Genomic DNA, 19,063 nt, shown 5'->3' with positions numbered 1-19,063 from the left:
ATCACAAGTTTGGTGCCCCCGGAAGTTAATCGACGGGTATGGTGTCGCAAGAGCGGATTACGATGGCGCAGTCGGTGTCACTACTGGCCGTCTTTCTCGCTATCGCGGTCGTTGGGGTGTACGCGCTGGTGACGGGTGAACAGTGGGCAGAGCGGTCGGCCCGTGGGTTGATCTTCGTCGGAGCGGCGGTTCTCGGTGTGATGGAAGTGACCCGCGGCGAATCGACCTACGCGCTCGTCGGCGGCGGTATGTTGTTCGTCGGGAGCGGCTACGGCGTCGTCCTGGAACTGCTCGGAACGAGCGGGTTCAGCAACACTGCCGTCGCCGCCCTCGTCTTTTTGGGTATCGCACTGACCTGGCTGGCTCCCAGCGAGGACGAGTCGAACGACGGCTCCGAGGCGGAGTAAGACTTCACGATGAACCATCGGGTCGTCAGGGGCGCTGTTTTTGTTGGCGTGACCCCTAACAACGTCGATGACTGAGATTGGAATCGTCGGCGCTGGCGCGGCGGCCGCGGCGACGGCGTACGTGATCGACGGTGCACGACCCAATGCAGACGTAACGATCCTCGAGAAGTCCCGTGGCGTCTGTGGCCGCGCGGCGACGCGCCGCCGTGACGAAATCACGTACGACTACGGCGCGAACTACGTTAAATCAGACGACGAACGCGTCGTCGAACTCCTGACAGAGACGCTCGACGACGAGGGGCTGGTCGACGTCACCGAACCCATCTGGACGTTCACCGGGGACGGAGAGATCTCGGAGGGTCGAGACGCTGACGAGCACAAGTGGACCTACCGGGCCGGACTGACACAGATCGCGAAGCGACTGCTCCGTGAGACCAACGCGACGATCCACCTCGAGACGCGTGCGGAGACGCTCAGTCGCGACGACGATGGATGGCAAGTCACCGACGCGGACGGCAAGTCCTGGGGGCCGTTCGACGCTCTCGTACTGAACCCGCCAGCACCACAGACCGCGGACCTGCTGGACGATGCCGACTGGGACGAGGATGTCCGCGCCGATCTCCTCGATGCGGTCCGCGACGTCGACTACAGTTCCGTCTGGACCGCCCTCCTGCACTACCCCTTCGAGATCGACCGCCCCTACTACGCGCTCATCAACACCGACAGGGAGCACGAGATCGGCTGGGTCGCCCGCGAGGAGTGCAAGCCGGGCCACGTCCCCGACGGCGAGTCACTGCTCGTCGTTCAGGCTGGCCACGAGTGGTCAGCCGACAACTACGACGAACCGGCTGATCGGAACGTCGCGAAGCTGACAGAGCGGACGGCCGAGCTGTTCGATGACGAACGACTCGCGGACCCCGACTGGACTGACTACCAGGGGTGGCGGTACGCACTGCCCGAGGAGGGCGTTCACGGCGGCCCGGTCCAGTCGGCCGAAGACCACGACCTCTACTGTGTCGGTGACTGGGTTGCCGGCGAGGGTCGGGTGCATGCCGCCCTGCGAAATGGACTGGATACCGGCGAGCGAATCGTTTACAGGGTCTGAGGGCGCAGCGAACCGTCTTGATCGTCCCGCGGCGAACCTTCTTAATCGTTCGTGTAGAATCGCGGAGTATGCCGTCTCTCAGCGACGTCGACGAGATCGTTCACGAGCCCTCACCGGAGTTCGTCGAGTCGACCAACGTCGCCGCGTTCATGCGCGAGTACGGGATCGACGACTACGACGAGTTAATCGCCCGCACGACCAGGGAGATCGAAGGCGAGCCTAACTCGGGCATCGACTGGTTCTGGGACGAGGTCGTCGAGTATCTCGACATCGACTTTTTCGAGCCGTACGACACTGTACGAGACGACTCGGACGGTCCGCAGTTTACAGACTGGTATCCCGGCGGACGCATCAACGCCGCGCACAACGTCGTGGACCGGCAGGCGGCCGACGAGGCGTCCCGCGAGGACACCGCGATCATCTGGGAGAGCGAACCGGGCGAGGTTCGGCAGATGAGCTTCGAAAAGCTTGCTACGGAGACAGGGCGCGTCGCGAACACTCTCGACGACCGGGGCGTCGATCCCGGTGACACCGTGGCGCTGTACATGCCGATGGTCACCGAGGTCGTCTCGATCCTCTATGGCTGTCTGGCGGCGGGTGCGATCGCCGTCCCGATCTTCTCCGGATTCGGCACAGACGCCGTCGCGACGCGGATCGAGGACGCCGACCCCGACGTGCTGTTTACCGCCGACGGGTTCTACCGGCGCGGCGAGCCGGTGGCGCTCAAACCGACCGCGGACGACGCGCTTGCACAGACTGGCGGCGTCGAGACCGTGATCGTCCACGATCGGCTGGGCAGTCGGAACGACGGCGGGCTGGATCTGTCATGGACTGACGGGCGCGACGAATGGTGGGACGACGCCGTGATGTCGGCGGACGACGAGTACGAGACGAGATCGCTCCCCGCCGATCACCCCGCAATGGTGTTGTACTCCTCTGGCACAACCGGCAAGCCAAAAGGGATCGTCCAGACACATGCGGGCGCACTCGTCCAGTCAGCCAAGGAGATCTACTTCGGCTTCGACCACCAGCCCGACGACCGGTTTTTCTGGCTCTCGGATATCGGCTGGATGATGGGGCCGTGGACCTTGCTTGGTAACCACACCTTTGGCGGGACGGTCGTGCTCTACGAAGGTGCACCAGATCATCCCGAACCGGACCGCCTGTGGGAACTGATCGACCGCCACGACGTGACGACCTTTGGCATCTCACCGACGGCGATCCGCGCACTCCGAAAGCACGGCGAGGAGTGGCTCGATGGCCACGACCTGTCGAGCCTGCGCCTGCTCGGCTCGACGGGCGAGCCGTGGGATCCCGAGTCCTGGCGCTGGTTCTACGAGCGCGTCGGCGGGGGAGAGTGCCCGATTATCAACATTTCCGGCGGGACCGAAATCATGGGCTGCTTCCTCATGCCGATGCCGATACAGCGGCTCAAACCCTGTACTCTCGGTGGGCCGGGGCTGGGCATGGACATCGACATCGTCGATAGCGCGGGCGACTCCATTGCCGACGAGCACGAACGCGGCTATCTCGTTGCCCGCGATTCCTGCCCTTCGATGACGAACTCGCTCTGGAGCGGCGACGAGCGGTACATTGAGGAGTACTGGTCGACGTGGGAGGGCCTCTGGGATCACGGCGACTGGGCACAGATCGACGAGGACGGGTTCTGGTTTCTCCACGGACGGGCCGACGACGCACTCAACGTCGCCGGACGAAAGGTCGGTCCCGCCGAGGTCGAGGGGGCACTGATCGATCACGACGCCGTCAATCAGGCTGCTGCCGTCGGCGTCCCGGACGAGACGACGGGGCAGGCGGTGGTGGCGTACGTCGTACTCGACGCCGACGCGGAGCCCAGCGAGGAGCTGGAACGGGAGCTCCGCGAGCGCGTCGGCGTGGAACTCGGCAAGCCGTTCAGACCGCGGGAGATACTGTTCGTCGAGGAGTTTCCGAAAACACAGAGTGGCAAGATCGTCCGTCGGGCCATCGCAGCCGCTTACACCGGCGAGGATCTCGGCGACCTCGAAAGCGTCGAGAACCCCGAAGCCATCGACGCCATCGAGGCCGCACGATAGCGTCCCGTTCAGACGGTGATGTCCGAGACGTCGAGCCACCGATCGGTAGCTGGCTCCACGTCGGCCACGATTTCGGCATCGGCGTCCGATCCATCGGCACCGAGCTGGACAGCTCCTCCGCCCAGCAACGGTGCGAGAACCCCTGCTGCGACAGTTCTGGGATCTGCAAGCGGTGCACGAACGGCGACCATCTCGCCGGGACCCAGCGAGAGGCGTTCGACCGTATCGAAGGCCGTGCTGAGCAGGTGTTCGTGGCTGTAGGACGTGTCGTCGGTCACGATAGCAGTCGCCTTGGGATCCCGATCCTCCGGCGGGATTGTGGGGTTCTCGCTCCAGATGTTCTCCTCGAAGTATCGGACGCTTGGTTCGCTGGGGCTCGCCGCATAGCCCACTCTCTGGCCGCCCGGTGGGAGTTCGTAGCGCTCGATACGGTCGGTCGGTGCGAGGACCACCCTGGCATCGATCGCTTCGGGGGGATCCAGCCGCACCTGTGCGCCGAGCAGCGTCGCGCCGAACAGTCCGAGCAGGGGCTGGGGGCGCGGCTCCGCGACGATACCCACAGTGACGCCCTCACGAACACCGAGATGCCGAAAGAAGTTCCCCGTCTTCCACGCGGTCGTGAGAAAGCGCTGGTAGGTGTAGACGTGGTCGGTGTCGCCATCAGCACGGACCGCGACCGCCCCCGAGCGCCGCTCGCGGGGGAGCAAGTCGCCAAGCGTCCGAACCGTGTCTTCGTCGAGCCGTTCCATGGACTGGACTATGGACCCATCGTTCAAAAAGACGGAGTTTCGTGTGTGTCGTGTCGGTTTCGAGTATCCCGTGTGGAGTGGCTGACACGGCACCCACCGGCTACGGCGACAGTCCCCCTGCCGTTCGCCAGTCGTGGGTCGCTTCGAGCCGAACCGTTCGGTCGACCAACTCTGCGAAAGTCTGCCGGACGGCCGGGTCAACCGCTCCGTCGAGGGTGCACACGAGCCGACCGCCCGTCGCAGTGACGCGCTGGCGGACCAACAACAGGAATCTGAACATCGACAGTGGAACGCCAGACTGGTCCGAACCAAGTCGTGTCAGGTCGAGCAGGACATCCGGCGCAGTGAGCTCATCCACCCGACGTGAGAGACCGATCCCCACCTCGATAAGCGCCCTGGTGTCCACCTCGATCGCTGGCACGACGGTTGACGCGTTGAGAGTTTCCGTCGAAATCCCGTTCGACGGCGCGATCACTGTCGGTCCGGGGCCGAGTAGCTCTCCGGCCCGGTTGTACCGGTCCGGTGCTGGTCCCGTCACGAGAATACTGTCACTTCCTGCGAGGCTGTCGCAGTCGGCATCCATCGTTGTACGTGCACCCGATACGTTTCGAGCAGGTGGGGTACCTTGGTTACGACCCGTATACTCGCTGGTAGGTACCGTTTACTGGCCGGAATAGTTCAAAAGGAGCTCTTGATCTTCTCGAAAAAGCCCTTCTCGACGTCAATCTCCTCGCCACCGGCCTCGGCGAACTGTTCGAGCGCCTCGCGCTGTTCCTCGTTGAGACTTCCGGGGGTAACGACCTGCACCTGTACATAGAGATCACCCTGTCCACGCCCGCGGAGTCGGGGCATGCCCCTGTTCCGCAGGCGGAACGTCTCACCGCTCTGGGTCCCTGCAGGGACGTCCATCTCGACGTCCCCATCGAACGTCGAGATCTCGATCGTGTCGCCGAAGACGGCCTGTGGGAACGAGATGGCCTTGTTCAGTTGCAGGTCGTCACCGTCGCGCTCGAAGTCGGGATGATCGGTGACCGAGACCTCGATAAGCAGATCCCCGTTGGGGCCACGGCCTTCCGAGGGAGCGCCCTCGCCGTCCATCCGGAGCGTCTGGCCGTCCTTGATTCCGGCAGGCACTTCGACGGTCAGCGTCGCCTCCCTGGTGACGGTGCCATCGCCACCACAGTCCGAACATCGCTCGGAATAGATCTTCCCGTCGCCCTCACAGCGTGGACAGGTCTGGGTCTGTTGCATTCGACCGAGCGGAGTCTGGGAAACCTGCGTGACCTGCCCCTGTCCGTTACACTCCGGACAGGTTCGAGAATCGGCGTCCTCGGGATGGCCCTCGCCGTCACACGTCCCACAGGTCTCTGGACGGCGGATCGTGATCTCCTTGTCGACGCCCTCGTATACCTCTTCGAGGTCGAGACGGAGCCGCGTCCGGAGATCCGACCCCTTGCGATCACGGCGGCTTCGCCCGCCCCCTCCGCCGAAGAACTGCTCGAAGATGTCGCCCATGCCGCCACCGCCCCCGGCACCGCCGAACGGTCCCCCCGCTCCGCCGCCGAACGGATCCCCGGCACCACGGTCACCGTCGAACCCGCCGCGCTTGTTGGCCTGCTCGAACCGGTCGTGACCCATCCGGTCGTAGGCCTGGCGCTTCTCCTCGTCGGTCAGCACCTCCTTTGCTTTCTGGAGCTTCTTGAACTTCTCCTCGGCGTTCGGATCGTCGCTCACGTCCGGATGATACTCGCTCGCTTTCTTCCGGTAGGCCTGCTTGATCTCGTCCTCGGTGGCATCACGGCTCACACCGAGTACGTCGTAGAAGTCCTCGCTCATTCGTTATGCCGCAGTAGTCGGTTGAGACACTTGAAAAGACCGGGTTCGACCGCGGAACGCACGGGGTGCTTCGAGCTCCCGACTACACGTCGATATCACGGTACTGCGTCTCGCAAGGTGGGCCGTCGGCGAATCGATAGGACGCAACGTCGCCCCCGAGTGCGATGATTGAGGACGAGCGCGTCCCAAAGCCCTCGCCGTGGATACAGACGCCGTACTCGTGGTTGGCGAGGACGGACTCGGCGCGCGACCGCCATCCATCCAGACCCTCTCCCGGCGCGACCGAGAGTACCTCGCGGAGTCGTTCGGCGTTCTCGGCCTGCTGTTCGCCCGCCGATTTTCGGTCGATCGGAATCGTGTACCGACCATCAGCGCCGACGTTCACCACGACGTGGACGCCGGGCTCGAACTGCCGGAACCCCAATCGGCCGTCCCATTCGTAGTAGAGCGCGCTGTTCCGGTCGACGACGACGAGATTGAACCCCGCGTACTCGTGATCACGAACTGCTTGCTCGACGTATCGGCCCGCGGCTTCTGCGGACTCCCGATATAGCGCGTCCCGGACGAGCAGGCCACGCGAGCGCTCCCCGGCGAGGTCGGTGTCGTTCCAGCGGTTCGTGATCCCGACCAGCACACCATGTTCGTTGTAGCCGATCCACGTTCCTGCGGCCTCCTGGTCCTGTGGGGCGACGATCCGCGGGCCGGATTCGATTACCGCGGGCGGCGTTGAGGGGCGGTCGAGTACCTCGTCGCGGTTCGCCGCCACGGCGACCGCGGCGTCCTCGAAGACCTGCCACGCGAGCGTCAGTGTGCACACGTGTATTACTCGGAGGTGGATCCGAATAAAATCGCGGGTTACTCCGGGTTTCCGAGGCGCACCCGCACTGCAGTTCGGTCGATGGTCCCCGACGGCGTTCGCGGTAACGTGTCCGCAAACTCGATAGTACGTGGAAGCTTGTAGCCTGCCAATCGATCGCGACAGTATGCCCGAAGCGCCTCGGAGTCAGGGCGCTCCAGTTCCGGCGTTTCTCCGTCGCTCACAACCACGAGCGCCCCGACGCGCTCGCCCCACTCCTCATCGTCGAGACCCACCACTGCGGCGTCCGCGACTGCGGGGTGGGAGCAAAGCGTCTCGCGGACCTCCACCGGATCGACGTTCTCGCCGCCGGTGACGATCCGATCCGCCCGACGCCCTGTGATCCAGAGCCGGTTCCCGTCGTCGCGGTAGCCCAGATCACCGGTGTGTAGCCCGCGAGGGCCGACCGATCGCTCGGTCACGGCATCGTCCAGATAGCCCGGCGTTACAGTCGGTCCCGAGACGACTACCTCACCGACGTCTCCCGCTTCGACCGTCGTTCCCTGCTCATCGACGATGGACACCTCGGTGCCGAGGAGTGGGCGACCAACCGTGCCTTCGTGCGCAATTGCCTCCGCGGGCCGCGCGGTCGCGATCTGGGACGCTGTCTCGGTCATCCCGTAGGTAGGACAGACGGGGACGCCCGCGCTGTCGGCACGCTCGATCAGTGCCGGATCGGCCGGGCCACCTCCGAGAAGAACGAAGCGGAGGCTGTCGGGGAGATCGGCGTCCCCATCGAGGATCCGCGCCAGCATCGTCGGTACCAGCGAGAGAGCGGTCACCTCGTGTTCGCGGGCGAGTGCGGGCGTTCGCTCCGCGTCGAATGTTGACTGCAGAACCACGCAGGTGCCGTACAGCGTCGAGCGTAGCACCGGCGCAAGGCCGCCCATATGGTACATCGGCAGGCAACAGAGCCACCGATCGTCCGGGACGACGCCGAGGCGGAACGCCGACCCGACCGCCGAAGCAACCAGGTTTCCGGTCGTCAGCGGGACCGCTTTCGGCTCACCCGTCGTCCCGGACGTGAAGAGGACGAGCCGGCGGTCCGATTGCGAGCGCCCGATCGCAGGTAACGCATCCGCTGGCGCTGTCGACCAGACCGTATCGGCCTCTCCCTCGCCGTCGACCTCGAAGATAGCGACCTCGCGGTCCAGTTCGGCCGAGAGGTCCGCGGCTTGCTCGGCCCGATCGCCAGGATGAAGGAGCGTCTCGACGCCGACATGCTCGCACTGCTCGACCAGTTCCCGCTGTGTGAGCCTGACGTTTAGCGGGACCAGCACCGCACCCAGCCGATCGAGCGCGTGGACGACCGCAACGAAGGGCAGACCGGTATCGAGAAGCGCAGCAACGCGTGAGTCCGGTTCGATTCCGAGCGTCGAGAGCCGCCGTGCGAGGTCATCCACGAGGGCGTCGAGATCGGCGTACGTCAGTCGGCCGGCGTCAGACGTTCCCTCGTCTATCGCTCCCGACCCGTCGCCCGCGTCGATCACCGCGAGCGCGTCGGGCGATGTCACGGCTCGCATCGCGAGCAGATCCGCGTCCGGCCAGCCAGTCACCGCCCATCACCTCGCTCCCACGGCCCCTGCGTCCCGAGCCCGGCGTACTGTGGAACAACCGCATTCCCCTCCTCGATCGGTGCGGGATCCGCCGCGAGATCCTCGGCGAGCATCCCGCCAGTCGCCAGCCCGCAGGCGTCGATTCCCGGGAGGGAGGCGGCGAGGTGTACTGCTCCAGCTCGGGCGACGACGCCGTCGATCGTCGTCGTGATCACCGGCCGAATCCCCTCGCGCCGGGCGTCCCGCGCGATCCGTCTGGCGCGGTCGAGTCCCCCGAGCGCCATCGGCTTGAGAACGAGCACGTCAGCGGCATCCGCACCCTGAATCTCCTCGAAGGAGTGACTCGCCAGCGATTCGTCGAGCGCCATGTCGATCCCGGTCAACTCCCGTAACTCGGCGAGACCTGCCAGATCATCGGCCTCAAGCGGCTGTTCGACGTAGTCAAGGATCGTCCCCGAAAGCAGTGTCAGGGCGTGCCGGGCCTGCTCGCGGCTCCATGCACCGTTCGCGTCGACGCGGATGGCAACGTTCGGACCGACTGCCTCACGCACCGCTTCGACGCGGTCGACGTCCTTCTCGATCGGCCGATTTCCGACTTTCAGTTTGATCGCCCTGAATCCCTCCCCGAGTGCCTCGTGGGCTGCAGTCGCGGCGACATCCGGCCCCACATCACCGATCGTCGCGTTGACCGGAACCCGCGTCGTCCGGCCGACCGACCCGAGAGATCGGTACAGCGGTTCGTCGTTCTCGGTCGCGCGCAGGTCTGCGAGGGCTAACGAGACGGCATGGCGTGCAGCAGGGAGCTCCTCGACCACAGCGAGTGCGGCCGCCGGATCATCGGCGTTCAGTTGCTCTACCGCATCCGTGATCCCGGCCCGACACGCCGACAGCGATTCGGTCCAGCCCGGAAGGGGGGTCGCCTCGCCGAGGCCAGTGGTCCCGCCCGAGTCGATCCGGAGCGCCCACCCTTCCCTGCGCTCGATCCATCCGGCGGCAGTCGAGAGCGGCGAGGTGAGCGGAAGGTCGAAGGCCACCATCTCGGCGTCCATTCAGATCACCATTCCGAGCGCGAACAGCACTGCAAACCCGGCCAGCAGTTTTCCGGTCTGTTCGAGCGCGGGGTTCAGTGCCTCCCCGTCAGTTCGCGTGAGCATCGTATGCGTGATGAGCCACGCGTAGGGCAACGTTGCCAGCGGCAGGAGTATCGCCGGGCCGAACTCGCCGCTGACGGCGAAGTACGCAGGGACGGCGTACGCAAGCGAGAGCAGGGCGACGAACTCGACGCGACTCCACCGGTAGCCAAGAATAACCGCCAGCGAGCGCTTCCCGGCCTTGCGGTCGGTTTCGAGGTCCCGGACGTTGTTCACGACGAGAATGTTCGTCGAGATGCCGGCGATCGGCAGGCTGGCTAGCACGGCAGTCGTCGTGATTGTTCCCTCGGGGATCGTCATCGCGAGCGGGGCGGCGAGGAGGTCCGCGGCCTGCACGTAGAAGGTTCCGACGACCGCGATCACGCCGAAGAAGACGAACACGAACAGATCCCCGAGGCCGTGGGAGCCAAGCGGGAAGGGGCCGCCGGCGTAGGCGTAGCCGCTGAGGAGGCTCGCCAGTCCGATCACGAGGATCGGCAGGCCGCCGACGTAGACCAGATAGGTACCGACGACGAGCGCCGCGGCGAAGGTGAGAACCATTGCACGCTTTACCTGTTCGGCGGGGATCAGCCCGGAGTTGGTCACCCGCGTAAAGCCCTGTCTGTCCTCCGAATCGACGCCCTTGACCGCGTCGTAGTAGTCGTTCGCGAAGTTGGTGCCGATCTGGATCAACATCGCGCCGACGAGCGCGGCAAGCGCAGGCCAGACGGAGAACAGCCCCGCGTCGTAGGCCAGGCCGACGCCGACGATCACCGGCGCGGCGGCTGCCGGAAGGGTCTGTGGACGGCTGGCGATCAGCCACGCCTTCGCACGGGACATCTCCGGCTCTTCGGTTGCTGTCGCCGTCATCAGTAGCGCCACGGAACGTCGTCGAAGTCCGGTTTCCGCCCCTCCACAAAGGCATCACGTCCCTCCGCGGCCTCGTCTGTCATGTACGCCAGTCGTGTTGCCTCACCTGCGAACACCTGCTGTCCGACCATCCCGTCCGAATCGAGGTTGAACGCGTACTTGAGCATCCGCATTGCGGTGGGGCTCTTCTCGTTGATCCGCTCGCCCCATTCCAGTGCTCGCGCTTCAAGTTCCTCATGGGGCACCGTCTCGTTGACCATGCCCATATCGGCGGCCTCCTCGGCGCTGTAGGTCTTCCCGAGGAAGAACACCTCGCGGGCCTTCTTCTGGCCGATCTGTCTGGCGAGATACGCCGATCCGAAGCCGCCGTCGAAACTGCCGACGTCCGGATCGGTCTGGAGGAACTTCGCGTGCTCCTCGCTGGCGATGGTCAGATCACAGACGACGTGGAGGCTGTGGCCGCCGCCGACCGCCCAGCCCGGAACGACTGCGATGACCACCTTCGGGATGTGCCGGATCAGACGCTGGACTTCGAGGATGTGCAGGCGGCCGTGCTCGCTCGCGCCCGCCTCGTCGCCCTCGTACTCGTAGCCGTCAGCGCCGCGGATATCCTGGTCGCCGCCCGACGAAAACGCCCAGCCACCGTCTTTCGGCGATGGTCCGTTCCCCGTCAGGAGGACACAGCCCACGTCTGTCTGGCGTTTGGCGTGATCCAGGGCGTCGTACAGTTCGTCGACCGTCTTCGGCCGGAACGCGTTTCGTACCGCGGGTCGGTCGAACGCGATCCGGACGGTGTGGCCGGTCCGCGACCGGTGGTAGGTCACGTCGTCGAAATCGAACTCCTCGATCGCCTCCCAGCGATCTTCCTGCATGAGTTCCGAAACCATTTGTCCGAACTCGGGCCGTCATGGTGAAATAGGTTCCCGTCGCGCGCCGGACCAGCCTTTTGTCGGCTGCCGCCGAACGCGGTCACGTGGAAAGTGAACAGATTGTACGCGAGCTGACAGGCGCCGTCGCCGGGGGTCTCGGCGTCGTGCCGGATTACGAGCGGGGGAAGGTCCCGTGTACGCGCTGTGGCTCGGCCGAGGGAACCGCACTTGCCGCTGGCGACCGCGTAACCGTTGCCCTCCGAAACTATGAGGGCCACACCTGGGAGCCCGTCGCCGTCTACTGTCGGTCTCACGACGTCGAGCGGGTCGCGGACACGATGGATGTTCTCGCCGAGGAGCAGGTCGTCATCGCGGCGACGCTCGAAGCAACCGGCTACCTCGATCCGCTCTCCGGTTACCATCCGAACGCCCTCTCCTTTGGCGGCGTCGAGTTGATCGATTACAGTCCTGCAAAAGACGGTTACTAGATCGACTGTCTCGCGCCGTTTCTCTCGCGTCCCAGCTCACTCAACAGCTGTGTGAGCGTTTGTTTGACCCGCTCGGGGTTGGGGACGCTCCGGAAGGTCACGTCCTCGGTACTGGTCCCCGCGGTGTAGATGTTCACGTCGCCGTAGGAGAGAAACCGTTCGGGGATCGACTGCTCGTAAGCAGTGTTTTGCACGCGGTCGAGCCGGATCTGTGTGACGTCACGGCTGATCAGCCCGTGTTTGACGTAGATCTGCTCGTCCGTGATCACGTACAGCAGGCGGAGCCAGTCGAGATAGACCCAGATCGCCCAGCCGATACCCGCGAACATCACGCCCAGCGGTAGGGCACTCACCCAGTTCGGCAGATCAGCCCACGCTGCCAGCAGCGCTGACGCGACAAAGCCGAGCACGGTGACAAGCGCCGCCAGTCCGAGCGCACCTGCGATGGTAAACTTCGAGGGGCGGCCCGTCCAGTGGATCTCCTCTCCCTCCCCCAGATGGAGCCAGTCGGCGTCCTCGACGGTCTCCGCGAACAGTGAACTCCCCATATGTGACTATCCGAATCCTCGCTTGTATACCTCACAGGTAGGCTGACGTTCGCTGTCCCGGCAGCCGAACGTTTTAGTCGGTCCCATCGAAACTGTCGGCGAACAGCCAGATGGCAGAGGATTTCTACGACGTGTTAGAGGTTTCCGAGGACGCCACCCAGGCAGAGATCACGGACGCCTACCGCGAGAAAGTCAAAGAGTACCATCCGGATCAGAGCGACCGGGACGATGCCAGCGAGCTGTTCAAGCAGGTCGTCGACGCCGAGGATGTGCTCGGTGATGAGGACGAGCGTGAGCGCTACGACCGAATCGGCCATGCCGCCTACGTGGGTACGGAGACGGCTGAAGACACCACGACGAGCGCCGAAGACGTCGAGTTCGACGGCGTCGACTGGGAAGCAGCCAGTCGCGACCCGTCCGATGGCTGGTGGGAGAGCCACCACGCGAGGCAGCGACGACGGCGTGAACGTCGGACGTCGGCGTGGGAGTGGGCAGAGCAATCGAGCGGTGCGACCGCCGGAGCGTCGACGCGCGGTGCAACGACTGGCGGATCGGCGACCGGCGACGCGGCGTCACATTCGGCCCGCGCGACGGAAACGAGCGGGGACAACGCTCAACAGGCTGGCGGTGGGAGTTCGTTCGCGGTCACCGATTCGAGTACCGATCCGTCGAGTACCGGCTTCTTGATACCAGCGCTCAGCCAGGAGACGGGCTTTCTGGTCGGCGTGTCGTTGCTCATCTACCCGATGCTACTCGTGTCAACGATCGCGGATATCTTTTTGCTCCCGCTTCGTGTCACCACCGGGGTATTGTTGTTCCTCACCGCTGGCTACCTGCTGACGCTCCCCGGCATCGGCGTTCTCGTGTTCGGTACGCTGAGCGTGCTCATCCCTGCGGCACTGTTCACGACCGGGCTACTGTTCCCACTGACGATGCGGGTCGTAAGTGCCGTCCTTCTGGTCTGGATACCGTTCGGCTATGCACTGGCCATAGCCAGCGTCGTGAAGCAGTGAGTCGAATGGCTGGCGTTCACGTCCCCAGCCACTCACAGATCGACTCCTGGAGCGCCGCCCGCCGATCGTGACTTTCCTGGCTTCCGATCCGAAACTCGATCACTTGCGTACCGTCGCTGTCGAGACTTGCCCCGTACACATCGGCGAACTCGTCCAGCCGGTCGACGCTAGTAAACGAGAGCTCGTACAGCTCCGCAGTCGGGGCAAAGTCCAGCCCGTGGGGCGTCTTGAACTGGTCGGTAAAGGGCGGGTCAAAGGACTCGATTGGGAGCATGTGGAAGATGCCGCCTCCATCGTTATTAATGAGAACGACCGTCGCGTCGACGCCGCAGCGGCCGAGCGCGAGCAGTCCGTTCATGTCGTGGTAGAAGGCCAGATCGCCGGTGATCGCCACCAGCGGCTCGTCGGTCGCGCTCCCAGCGCCGAGTGCCGTGCTGACGATGCCGTCGATCCCGCTCGCGCCGCGGTTTCCGAGAACGGTTAGCTCGGCAGTTGCGGGACGAGCAAACCGGTCGAGATCCCGAACGGGCATCGAGTTCGAGACGAAGATCGTGGCGGGGTCGGGCGCGCCCTCGACGGCGGCGGCGACAACCGCCCCCTCGAACCGCTCGCCGTTTCTGGCATCGTCGCGGGCCGTCCCGATCCGGTCCCAGTAGGCCGCTTCGGCGTCGAGCCAGCGCGAGCGCCAGCCGTCTGTCGCGGTCCCGTCCTCGCCCTCCAATCGGTCGACAACCGCCTCGACGAGCGCGGTCGGATCGGCTTCGAGGAGATCCGTCACGGTGAACTCCGCCTCTCGCCACCCACCGGCGGGATCTACGACATACTGGCGTGCCCCGGTCCGTGCGAGGTATTTTCGCAGCGGTTTCGAGGTCGGCGACGCACCGATCCGGAGGACGATCTCGGGGGCGGGCCAGTCGCCGGTGACGCGCTCGTCGAGGTAGGCGTCGTAGCCACCGAGTACGGGGGTATCGGTGACGTGCTCGCCGAAGCGAAGCCCGGAGAGTGGGTCGGCGAGTATCGGAAAGCCCGTCAGATCTGCGAATTCGGCGAGTGCGCCGCGGTCAACGTCCGGAACTGGTGGGTCCGCGGGACCGGCGACGAACAGTCCGCGGTCGGCCGCTTCGATCGTCTCTACGAGGTCTGCGACTGTGGCATCGTCCGGTTCGATACGTCCACCGGACGTCCGAACGAACGGTCCTTCGCGGCCGTCCACCCCGAGTGGGGCCTTCTCCGCGAGGTCGTCGGGGACATCGCCCGAAACCTCGACAGGTTCGAGTGGCTTGCGAAACGGGACGTTCAGGTGAACAGGTCCCGAGGGATGGCCGACCGATTCCGCAACCGCGCGGGCGGCGTCGGTCCGGAGTCGACGGAGCTTTCTCCCGGTCGGCTCCGGCTCGGGCAGGTCGCGGTACCACCGCACTGCGTTGCCGTAGAGCTTCTCCTGATCGATCGTCTGATTCGCGCCGCTATCCCGGAGTTCGGGCGGTCGATCCGCCGTAAGGAGAATCATCGGGACGCGGGCCTGATTCGCCTCGATTACCGCGGGATAGAAGTTCGCCGCCGCAGTCCCGGAGGTGCAGATCAGCGGCGTCGGCTCGCCGGTTCGCCGCGCCCGGCCGAGCGCGAAGTACGCGGCCGACCGCTCGTCGAGATGCGAGTAGACGGTGAGATCGGGATGTCCCGCGGCGGCGACGGTCAACGGCGTGGATCGGCTGCCCGGCGCGACACAGACCCCCTCGACTCCGCCCGCGACGAGCTCCTTGACCAGCGTCTCCGCCCAGAGAGTGTTGCGATTGGGTGCAGTCATTGTCACTCCAGTGCGTCCAGCATCGGGCCGTACTTGAGCTGTACCTCGTCCCACTCGCGGTCCGGATCGCTATCGGCGACGATCCCAGCGCCCGCGAACAGCGTCGCCCGGTCGCCCTCGGCGACCGCGGAACGGATCCCCACCGCGAACGCCCCGTCGCCCGCGGCGTCGAACCATCCCACCGGGGACGCGTACCAGCCCCGGTCGAACGCCTCGGTCTCCCTGATCGTTTCCCAGGCGGCATCCGGCGGTAAGCCGCCGACTGCGGGTGTCGGATGCAGCGCTTTGACGAGCGTGAGCACGTGTTCCGCGTCGTCGAGTTCGGCCGTGATCGGCGTCTGGAGGTGCTGGACAGTCGGCAGCTTTCGCACCGTGCGCTGGCCAGTCTGTACCGAACTCGCGTACGGCGACAGCTGCGTCCGGACGGCGTCGGCGACCAGTTCGTGCTCGTGGATGTCCTTCTCGCTGTCGAGTAGCTCCGCGGCGAGCCACTCGTCTTCTTCGGTGGTGTCCCCGCGACCGGTCGACCCCGCGAGGGCAACCGTCTCGACGGTGCGCCCCGCAGCCGAGACGAGCCGTTCCGGTGTCGCGCCGAAAAAGACCGGCCCGTCTCCCGGCTGCACGAGAAACCGCTGACAGTCCGGATAGGAGACGTCAAGTCGCGCGATGACGTCGGGCAGGGATAGTTGCCGCTCCAGTTCGACCGATAACGACTGTGCGAGAACGACCTTCTGCAGGTCCCCGCCGCGGATCCGATCGATGGCGGCCCTAACCTGTTCGCGCCATCGCTCCCGCGACGGGCACCGTTCCCGGCTGGCGACACCCGGCGGCTCGGCGATTCCGCCGGTCGGGGTCACGCCCTCGATCTCGGCGAGCGCGTTCTCGACACGGTCGTCGACAGTGGCAGGATCGTCGGGAGCGACGGCGTTCGCAGTCAGCCAGGCAGTATCGTCGGTCCAGGTCAATTGCAGCTCTGGCAGAACGAATCGCGCGCTATCGAAGCCGGTCCACGGCGGGGCGGGCTCGTGGGCATCGTGAAACGACATCCCGCCGACTAGCCGTGGGCGTGTCGCGGCTGGTGCATCGTCGGCGTCGATCCGGGAGAACAGCCGATCTGCCGATGCCTGGAGTGTCGTGAGTCGCTCGTTCCCTTCCGCTGACAGCGTCGCCGCGGTACCCCAGCCAACGAACGACGGGCCCTCCGGAGGCGTCCAGACCGCACGCGGTGGTCCAAACGCATCGAGTACGGCACGGCGCGAGATCGCCTGCAGCTGGCGACGTCGTGTCACGAGGGACTGCTCCGTCAGGTCCCGACTGTCGCCCCCACTGCCCAGGGATTCCATTAATACTCGTTCAGGAGCGCGGGTTCTTCAGCCTGTCCCTCTCCCGTCGTACAGCAACAGGCCTCGACACAAACGACCGATTTTTGTTCCGGTACCGCCCGAGAGGTAGAACGTGTATCGAGACGACGAGTCGATCCCCGAGGGGGAACGCGAGGCACTCCTGACGATCGCACACGGCGCAGTCGTTACCTCCGGCGGTGTCTCCGCGCAACGTGCGCTAATCTCGGCTGTCGAGATCATTCTTGCACGGGGTCTGGGACCTGCAGCGTACGGTGTGTACGCGCTGGCGTGGCGCATCGCCCAGGTTCTGGTCCGGCTCGTTACGTTCGGAAGCGTCCCGGCGCTCCAGCGGTACGTCCCCGAGTACGAGAGTGACCCACGCCGTCGATCCGCGGTCGTCGGGCTGGCCTACGCCACGACGGTCGGCTTCGGGGGCGCGCTCGCGGTCGGCGTCTGGCTGGCCGCGCCGCGGATCAACGAACTCACCGTCGAGCAGGCCGCGTTCATCCCGACACTGCGCGCCTTCGGACTCCTAGTGGGACTACTGGGAGTCATCATGATCGTCGCGGGCGTCTTCCGGGCGGTCGGCTCCGCGCGGGGAGAAGTGGTGTTCAACAAGCTGCTCCGGCCCGGCGTCCGACTGCTCGCGGCCGTCGCCGCGCTCGCACTCGGCTACTCCGTAGTGGGCGTGGCGGGCGCGATCGTCGTCGGAACGGCGATACTCGCCGTGGTCGCCGTCCCTCTGTCCGTTCGATCGACCGGGATTCGACCTTCGCTCCGAGGCGCGAAGGGGGAGTCCGGGCGCTTCTACAACCATGCCGGACCTGTCGCGATGAGTAGCTTCGGGAAGGTGTTCCAGAACCGGGTCGACGTCCTGCTCGTCGGGGCGCTCCTGAGCGCGGTCGCGGCGGGCGTGTACAACGCCTTGCTCGTGCTGGTCGCGATCGCGTGGATCCCGTTGTTGTCGTTCAATCAGTTGCTTCCACCGGTCGCGTCCGATCTCTACGCCAGCGACCGGATGGCGACGCTCAATGCGATCTACACTGCCGTCACACGGCTGATCATCACGACTGTCGTCCCCTTTCTCGCAGTGCTCGTCGTGTACGGTCGGGAGCTACTGGCCCTGTTCGGCCCGGCGTATACGCAGGGGTACGTCCCGCTGGTCGTCTATCTCGGCGGCGTGTTCGTCGGGAGCGCGGTCGGCGCGACCGGCTGGTTGCTGATGATGACCGACCACCAGTACGCACGAATGATTCTCGACTGGCTCCTCGCCGTCCTCAACGTCGTTCTGACCTACACGTTCATCGTGGAGTTCGGACTGGTCGGCGCGGCGCTCGGTACGTCGCTCGCCATCGCCGTACAGAACGCGATTCAGGTCGTACTGTTACGACAGTTCGAGGGGCTATGGCCGTTCGATCGAACGTTTCTCACACCGATATCCGCAGGCGGGGTCGCCACGGCGGCGATGTGGTTGCTCGGCACTGTCGTTTCGGGCGGTCTCGCGGTCCTCGTGGGCGTCCCGCTCGGGCTCGCCGTCTACGTCGGGGCGCTCCGGCTCATCGGCGTCGATCCGCGCGACCGGTTCGTCGTCCGCGAACTGTACGCGAGCTATCGGTCGAACCTGCGGACCCGGATCGCGTAGATCCGTTCAGCTGTACCGCTCCTCGTTCCACGGGTCAGCAGTGTTCGAGTAGCCACGTTTCTCCCAGTAACCGCGCTCTTGTTCGGTCAGGATCTCGACGCCACAGACCCACTTCGCGCCTTTGTAAGCGTATTTGTGCGGCGTCACGACGCGGAGCGGGCCGCCGTGATCTTCCGGCAGCGACTCGCCGTCGAACTCGTAGGCAAAGAGCACTTCGGGCCGCAGACAGTCTTCAAGGGGTAGGTTCGTCGTGTAGTCGTCGAGCGCGTAAAAGAGCACATGTGAGGCGTCATCATGAAGCCCGGCGCGTTCGGCGAGCGCAGGGAAGGGAACGCCCGTGAACTGACAGTCGAACTTGCTCCAGCCAGTGACACAGTGAAAGTCCTGTTGCTGGGTCTCCGTGGGGAGTTCTCCGAACTCGTCCCAGCCGAAGGTCAACTCCTGCTCGACCGCACCGGTCACCCGAAACTCCCACTCGTCGGGGTCCCACTCTGGCGTCCCGCTCTTCGAGAGGACGGGGAACTCCTCGGTCTCGCGCTGTCCCGGTGGGAGTCGCTCGTCGCCGAACTCGGCGTACAGTTCCGTACAGTTCCTGTCGACGGTGTCGGTCATTACTCGTGATAGGACGGTCGGGGCCGTATGTCTGACGCTCGCCGCCGTGGTCCCGAACGCCGATGGTACTCGGGGATCGGTACACTTTTTTCCGGACGCGTCCACCCGCCTGTAACGGTCTGACATGCGGCCCTCTCGCAGGACCGACGAATCAAAGATC

Annotated in this window: 18 protein-coding genes; 6 read left to right on the top strand and 12 right to left on the bottom strand. The window is 65.3% G+C overall.

Going from position 1 to position 19,063, the window contains the following annotated elements:
* The first annotated feature begins 38 nt into the window (after positions 1–38).
* The 3 genes from AArcS_RS05230 (at position 39) to AArcS_RS05220 (ending at position 3,584) form a co-directional block, all read left to right on the top strand.
* Positions 39–407 (top strand): hypothetical protein, encoded by a 369-nt coding sequence (locus AArcS_RS05230; protein ID WP_238479431.1) that lies wholly within the window; start codon positions 39–41, stop codon positions 405–407.
* A gap of 67 nt (positions 408–474) precedes the next feature.
* Complete coding sequence (locus tag AArcS_RS05225) at positions 475–1,512, top strand: NAD(P)/FAD-dependent oxidoreductase (RefSeq protein WP_238479430.1); 1,038 nt, start codon at positions 475–477, stop codon at positions 1,510–1,512.
* 68 nt (positions 1,513–1,580) lie between these two features.
* Positions 1,581–3,584 carry an AMP-binding protein gene (locus AArcS_RS05220; RefSeq protein ID WP_238479429.1) on the top strand — a complete coding sequence of 668 codons (2,004 nt, stop codon included), beginning with the start codon at positions 1,581–1,583 and terminating at the stop codon, positions 3,582–3,584.
* A gap of 8 nt (positions 3,585–3,592) precedes the next feature.
* On the opposite strand, the gene AArcS_RS05215 is transcribed toward AArcS_RS05220, so the two are convergent.
* The 8 genes from AArcS_RS05215 to AArcS_RS05180 form a co-directional block, all read right to left on the bottom strand.
* Positions 3,593–4,333 (bottom strand): acyl-CoA synthetase family protein, encoded by a 741-nt coding sequence (locus AArcS_RS05215; RefSeq protein ID WP_238479428.1) that lies wholly within the window; start codon positions 4,331–4,333, stop codon positions 3,593–3,595.
* Positions 4,334–4,433: 100 nt separating this feature from the next.
* Positions 4,434–4,916: a DUF7504 family protein gene (locus AArcS_RS05210; RefSeq protein WP_238479427.1), complete on the bottom strand. Its 483-nt coding sequence runs from the start codon at positions 4,914–4,916 to the stop codon at positions 4,434–4,436.
* Positions 4,917–5,011: 95 nt separating this feature from the next.
* Positions 5,012–6,169: a molecular chaperone DnaJ gene (dnaJ, locus tag AArcS_RS05205; protein WP_238479426.1), complete on the bottom strand. Its 1,158-nt coding sequence runs from the start codon at positions 6,167–6,169 to the stop codon at positions 5,012–5,014.
* A gap of 82 nt (positions 6,170–6,251) precedes the next feature.
* Positions 6,252–6,986 (bottom strand): NRDE family protein, encoded by a 735-nt coding sequence (locus AArcS_RS05200; protein WP_238479425.1) that lies wholly within the window; start codon positions 6,984–6,986, stop codon positions 6,252–6,254.
* A 38-nt stretch (positions 6,987–7,024) separates the two neighbouring features.
* Positions 7,025–8,548 (bottom strand): class I adenylate-forming enzyme family protein, encoded by a 1,524-nt coding sequence (locus AArcS_RS05195; protein ID WP_238479979.1) that lies wholly within the window; start codon positions 8,546–8,548, stop codon positions 7,025–7,027.
* A 29-nt stretch (positions 8,549–8,577) separates the two neighbouring features.
* Complete coding sequence (gene menC, locus AArcS_RS05190; RefSeq protein WP_238479424.1) at positions 8,578–9,630, bottom strand: o-succinylbenzoate synthase; 1,053 nt, start codon at positions 9,628–9,630, stop codon at positions 8,578–8,580.
* Positions 9,631–10,581: a 1,4-dihydroxy-2-naphthoate polyprenyltransferase gene (locus AArcS_RS05185; RefSeq protein ID WP_238479423.1), complete on the bottom strand. Its 951-nt coding sequence runs from the start codon at positions 10,579–10,581 to the stop codon at positions 9,631–9,633.
* A complete protein-coding gene (locus tag AArcS_RS05180) occupies positions 10,581–11,468 on the bottom strand; it encodes a 1,4-dihydroxy-2-naphthoyl-CoA synthase (protein ID WP_238479422.1) in 888 nt (295 codons plus the stop codon). Before AArcS_RS05180 ends, AArcS_RS05185 begins: the two co-directional genes overlap by 1 nt.
* A gap of 86 nt (positions 11,469–11,554) precedes the next feature.
* Between AArcS_RS05180 and AArcS_RS05175 the strand changes: the two genes are divergently transcribed.
* On the top strand, positions 11,555–11,938 hold the full coding sequence (locus AArcS_RS05175; protein WP_238479421.1) for a hypothetical protein: 384 nt from the start codon (positions 11,555–11,557) through the stop codon (positions 11,936–11,938).
* On the opposite strand, the gene AArcS_RS05170 is transcribed toward AArcS_RS05175, so the two are convergent.
* Positions 11,935–12,486, bottom strand: coding sequence for a PH domain-containing protein (locus AArcS_RS05170; RefSeq protein WP_238479420.1), 552 nt, complete (start codon positions 12,484–12,486; stop codon positions 11,935–11,937). The genes AArcS_RS05175 and AArcS_RS05170 overlap by 4 nt on opposite strands.
* A gap of 110 nt (positions 12,487–12,596) precedes the next feature.
* Between AArcS_RS05170 and AArcS_RS15905 the strand changes: the two genes are divergently transcribed.
* Positions 12,597–13,499 (top strand): J domain-containing protein, encoded by a 903-nt coding sequence (locus AArcS_RS15905; RefSeq protein ID WP_375139634.1) that lies wholly within the window; start codon positions 12,597–12,599, stop codon positions 13,497–13,499.
* Between the two features lie 16 nt (positions 13,500–13,515).
* Here the strand turns inward: AArcS_RS15905 and menD are convergent, their stop codons facing one another.
* Together menD and AArcS_RS05155 are read right to left on the bottom strand one after the other, a co-directional pair.
* The gene (menD, locus tag AArcS_RS05160) at positions 13,516–15,306 is read right to left on the bottom strand and encodes a 2-succinyl-5-enolpyruvyl-6-hydroxy-3-cyclohexene-1-carboxylic-acid synthase (RefSeq protein WP_238479419.1); all 1,791 of its coding nucleotides are present in this window, start codon (positions 15,304–15,306) and stop codon (positions 13,516–13,518) included.
* 2 nt (positions 15,307–15,308) lie between these two features.
* Positions 15,309–16,649 carry an isochorismate synthase gene (locus AArcS_RS05155; protein ID WP_238479418.1) on the bottom strand — a complete coding sequence of 447 codons (1,341 nt, stop codon included), beginning with the start codon at positions 16,647–16,649 and terminating at the stop codon, positions 15,309–15,311.
* A gap of 112 nt (positions 16,650–16,761) precedes the next feature.
* Between AArcS_RS05155 and AArcS_RS05150 the strand changes: the two genes are divergently transcribed.
* Positions 16,762–18,291 carry a lipopolysaccharide biosynthesis protein gene (locus AArcS_RS05150; protein WP_238479417.1) on the top strand — a complete coding sequence of 510 codons (1,530 nt, stop codon included), beginning with the start codon at positions 16,762–16,764 and terminating at the stop codon, positions 18,289–18,291.
* A gap of 6 nt (positions 18,292–18,297) precedes the next feature.
* Here AArcS_RS05150 and AArcS_RS05145 read toward each other — a convergent pair whose 3' ends face one another.
* Positions 18,298–18,903, bottom strand: coding sequence for a sulfite oxidase-like oxidoreductase (locus tag AArcS_RS05145; protein WP_238479416.1), 606 nt, complete (start codon positions 18,901–18,903; stop codon positions 18,298–18,300).
* Positions 18,904–19,063 lie beyond the last annotated feature (160 nt).

Source organism: Natranaeroarchaeum sulfidigenes, assembly GCF_017094485.1.
Taxonomy (GTDB): Archaea; Halobacteriota; Halobacteria; order Halobacteriales; family Natronoarchaeaceae; genus Natranaeroarchaeum; species Natranaeroarchaeum sulfidigenes.
The sequence above is the reverse complement of the archived record's forward strand: the minus strand, read 5'-3'. Positions and strand labels throughout refer to the sequence as shown.

Excerpts from the sequence above, each read along its gene's own strand:
- AArcS_RS05230 (WP_238479431.1), top strand. The coding sequence starts at position 39 with ATGGTGTCGCAAGAGCGGATTACGATGGCGCAGTCGGTGTCACTACTG.
- AArcS_RS05225 (WP_238479430.1), top strand. The coding sequence starts at position 475 with ATGACTGAGATTGGAATCGTCGGCGCTGGCGCGGCGGCCGCGGCGACG.
- AArcS_RS05220 (WP_238479429.1), top strand. The coding sequence starts at position 1,581 with ATGCCGTCTCTCAGCGACGTCGACGAGATCGTTCACGAGCCCTCACCG.
- AArcS_RS05215 (WP_238479428.1), bottom strand. The coding sequence starts at position 4,333 with ATGGAACGGCTCGACGAAGACACGGTTCGGACGCTTGGCGACTTGCTC.
- AArcS_RS05210 (WP_238479427.1), bottom strand. The coding sequence starts at position 4,916 with ATGGATGCCGACTGCGACAGCCTCGCAGGAAGTGACAGTATTCTCGTG.
- dnaJ (WP_238479426.1), bottom strand. The coding sequence starts at position 6,169 with ATGAGCGAGGACTTCTACGACGTACTCGGTGTGAGCCGTGATGCCACC.
- AArcS_RS05195 (WP_238479979.1), bottom strand. The coding sequence starts at position 8,548 with ATGCGAGCCGTGACATCGCCCGACGCGCTCGCGGTGATCGACGCGGGC.
- menC (WP_238479424.1), bottom strand. The coding sequence starts at position 9,630 with ATGGACGCCGAGATGGTGGCCTTCGACCTTCCGCTCACCTCGCCGCTC.
- AArcS_RS05185 (WP_238479423.1), bottom strand. The coding sequence starts at position 10,581 with ATGACGGCGACAGCAACCGAAGAGCCGGAGATGTCCCGTGCGAAGGCG.
- AArcS_RS05180 (WP_238479422.1), bottom strand. The coding sequence starts at position 11,468 with ATGGTTTCGGAACTCATGCAGGAAGATCGCTGGGAGGCGATCGAGGAG.
- AArcS_RS05170 (WP_238479420.1), bottom strand. The coding sequence starts at position 12,486 with ATGGGGAGTTCACTGTTCGCGGAGACCGTCGAGGACGCCGACTGGCTC.
- AArcS_RS15905 (WP_375139634.1), top strand. The coding sequence starts at position 12,597 with ATGGCAGAGGATTTCTACGACGTGTTAGAGGTTTCCGAGGACGCCACC.
- menD (WP_238479419.1), bottom strand. The coding sequence starts at position 15,306 with ATGACTGCACCCAATCGCAACACTCTCTGGGCGGAGACGCTGGTCAAG.
- AArcS_RS05155 (WP_238479418.1), bottom strand. The coding sequence starts at position 16,649 with ATGGAATCCCTGGGCAGTGGGGGCGACAGTCGGGACCTGACGGAGCAG.
- AArcS_RS05145 (WP_238479416.1), bottom strand. The coding sequence starts at position 18,903 with ATGACCGACACCGTCGACAGGAACTGTACGGAACTGTACGCCGAGTTC.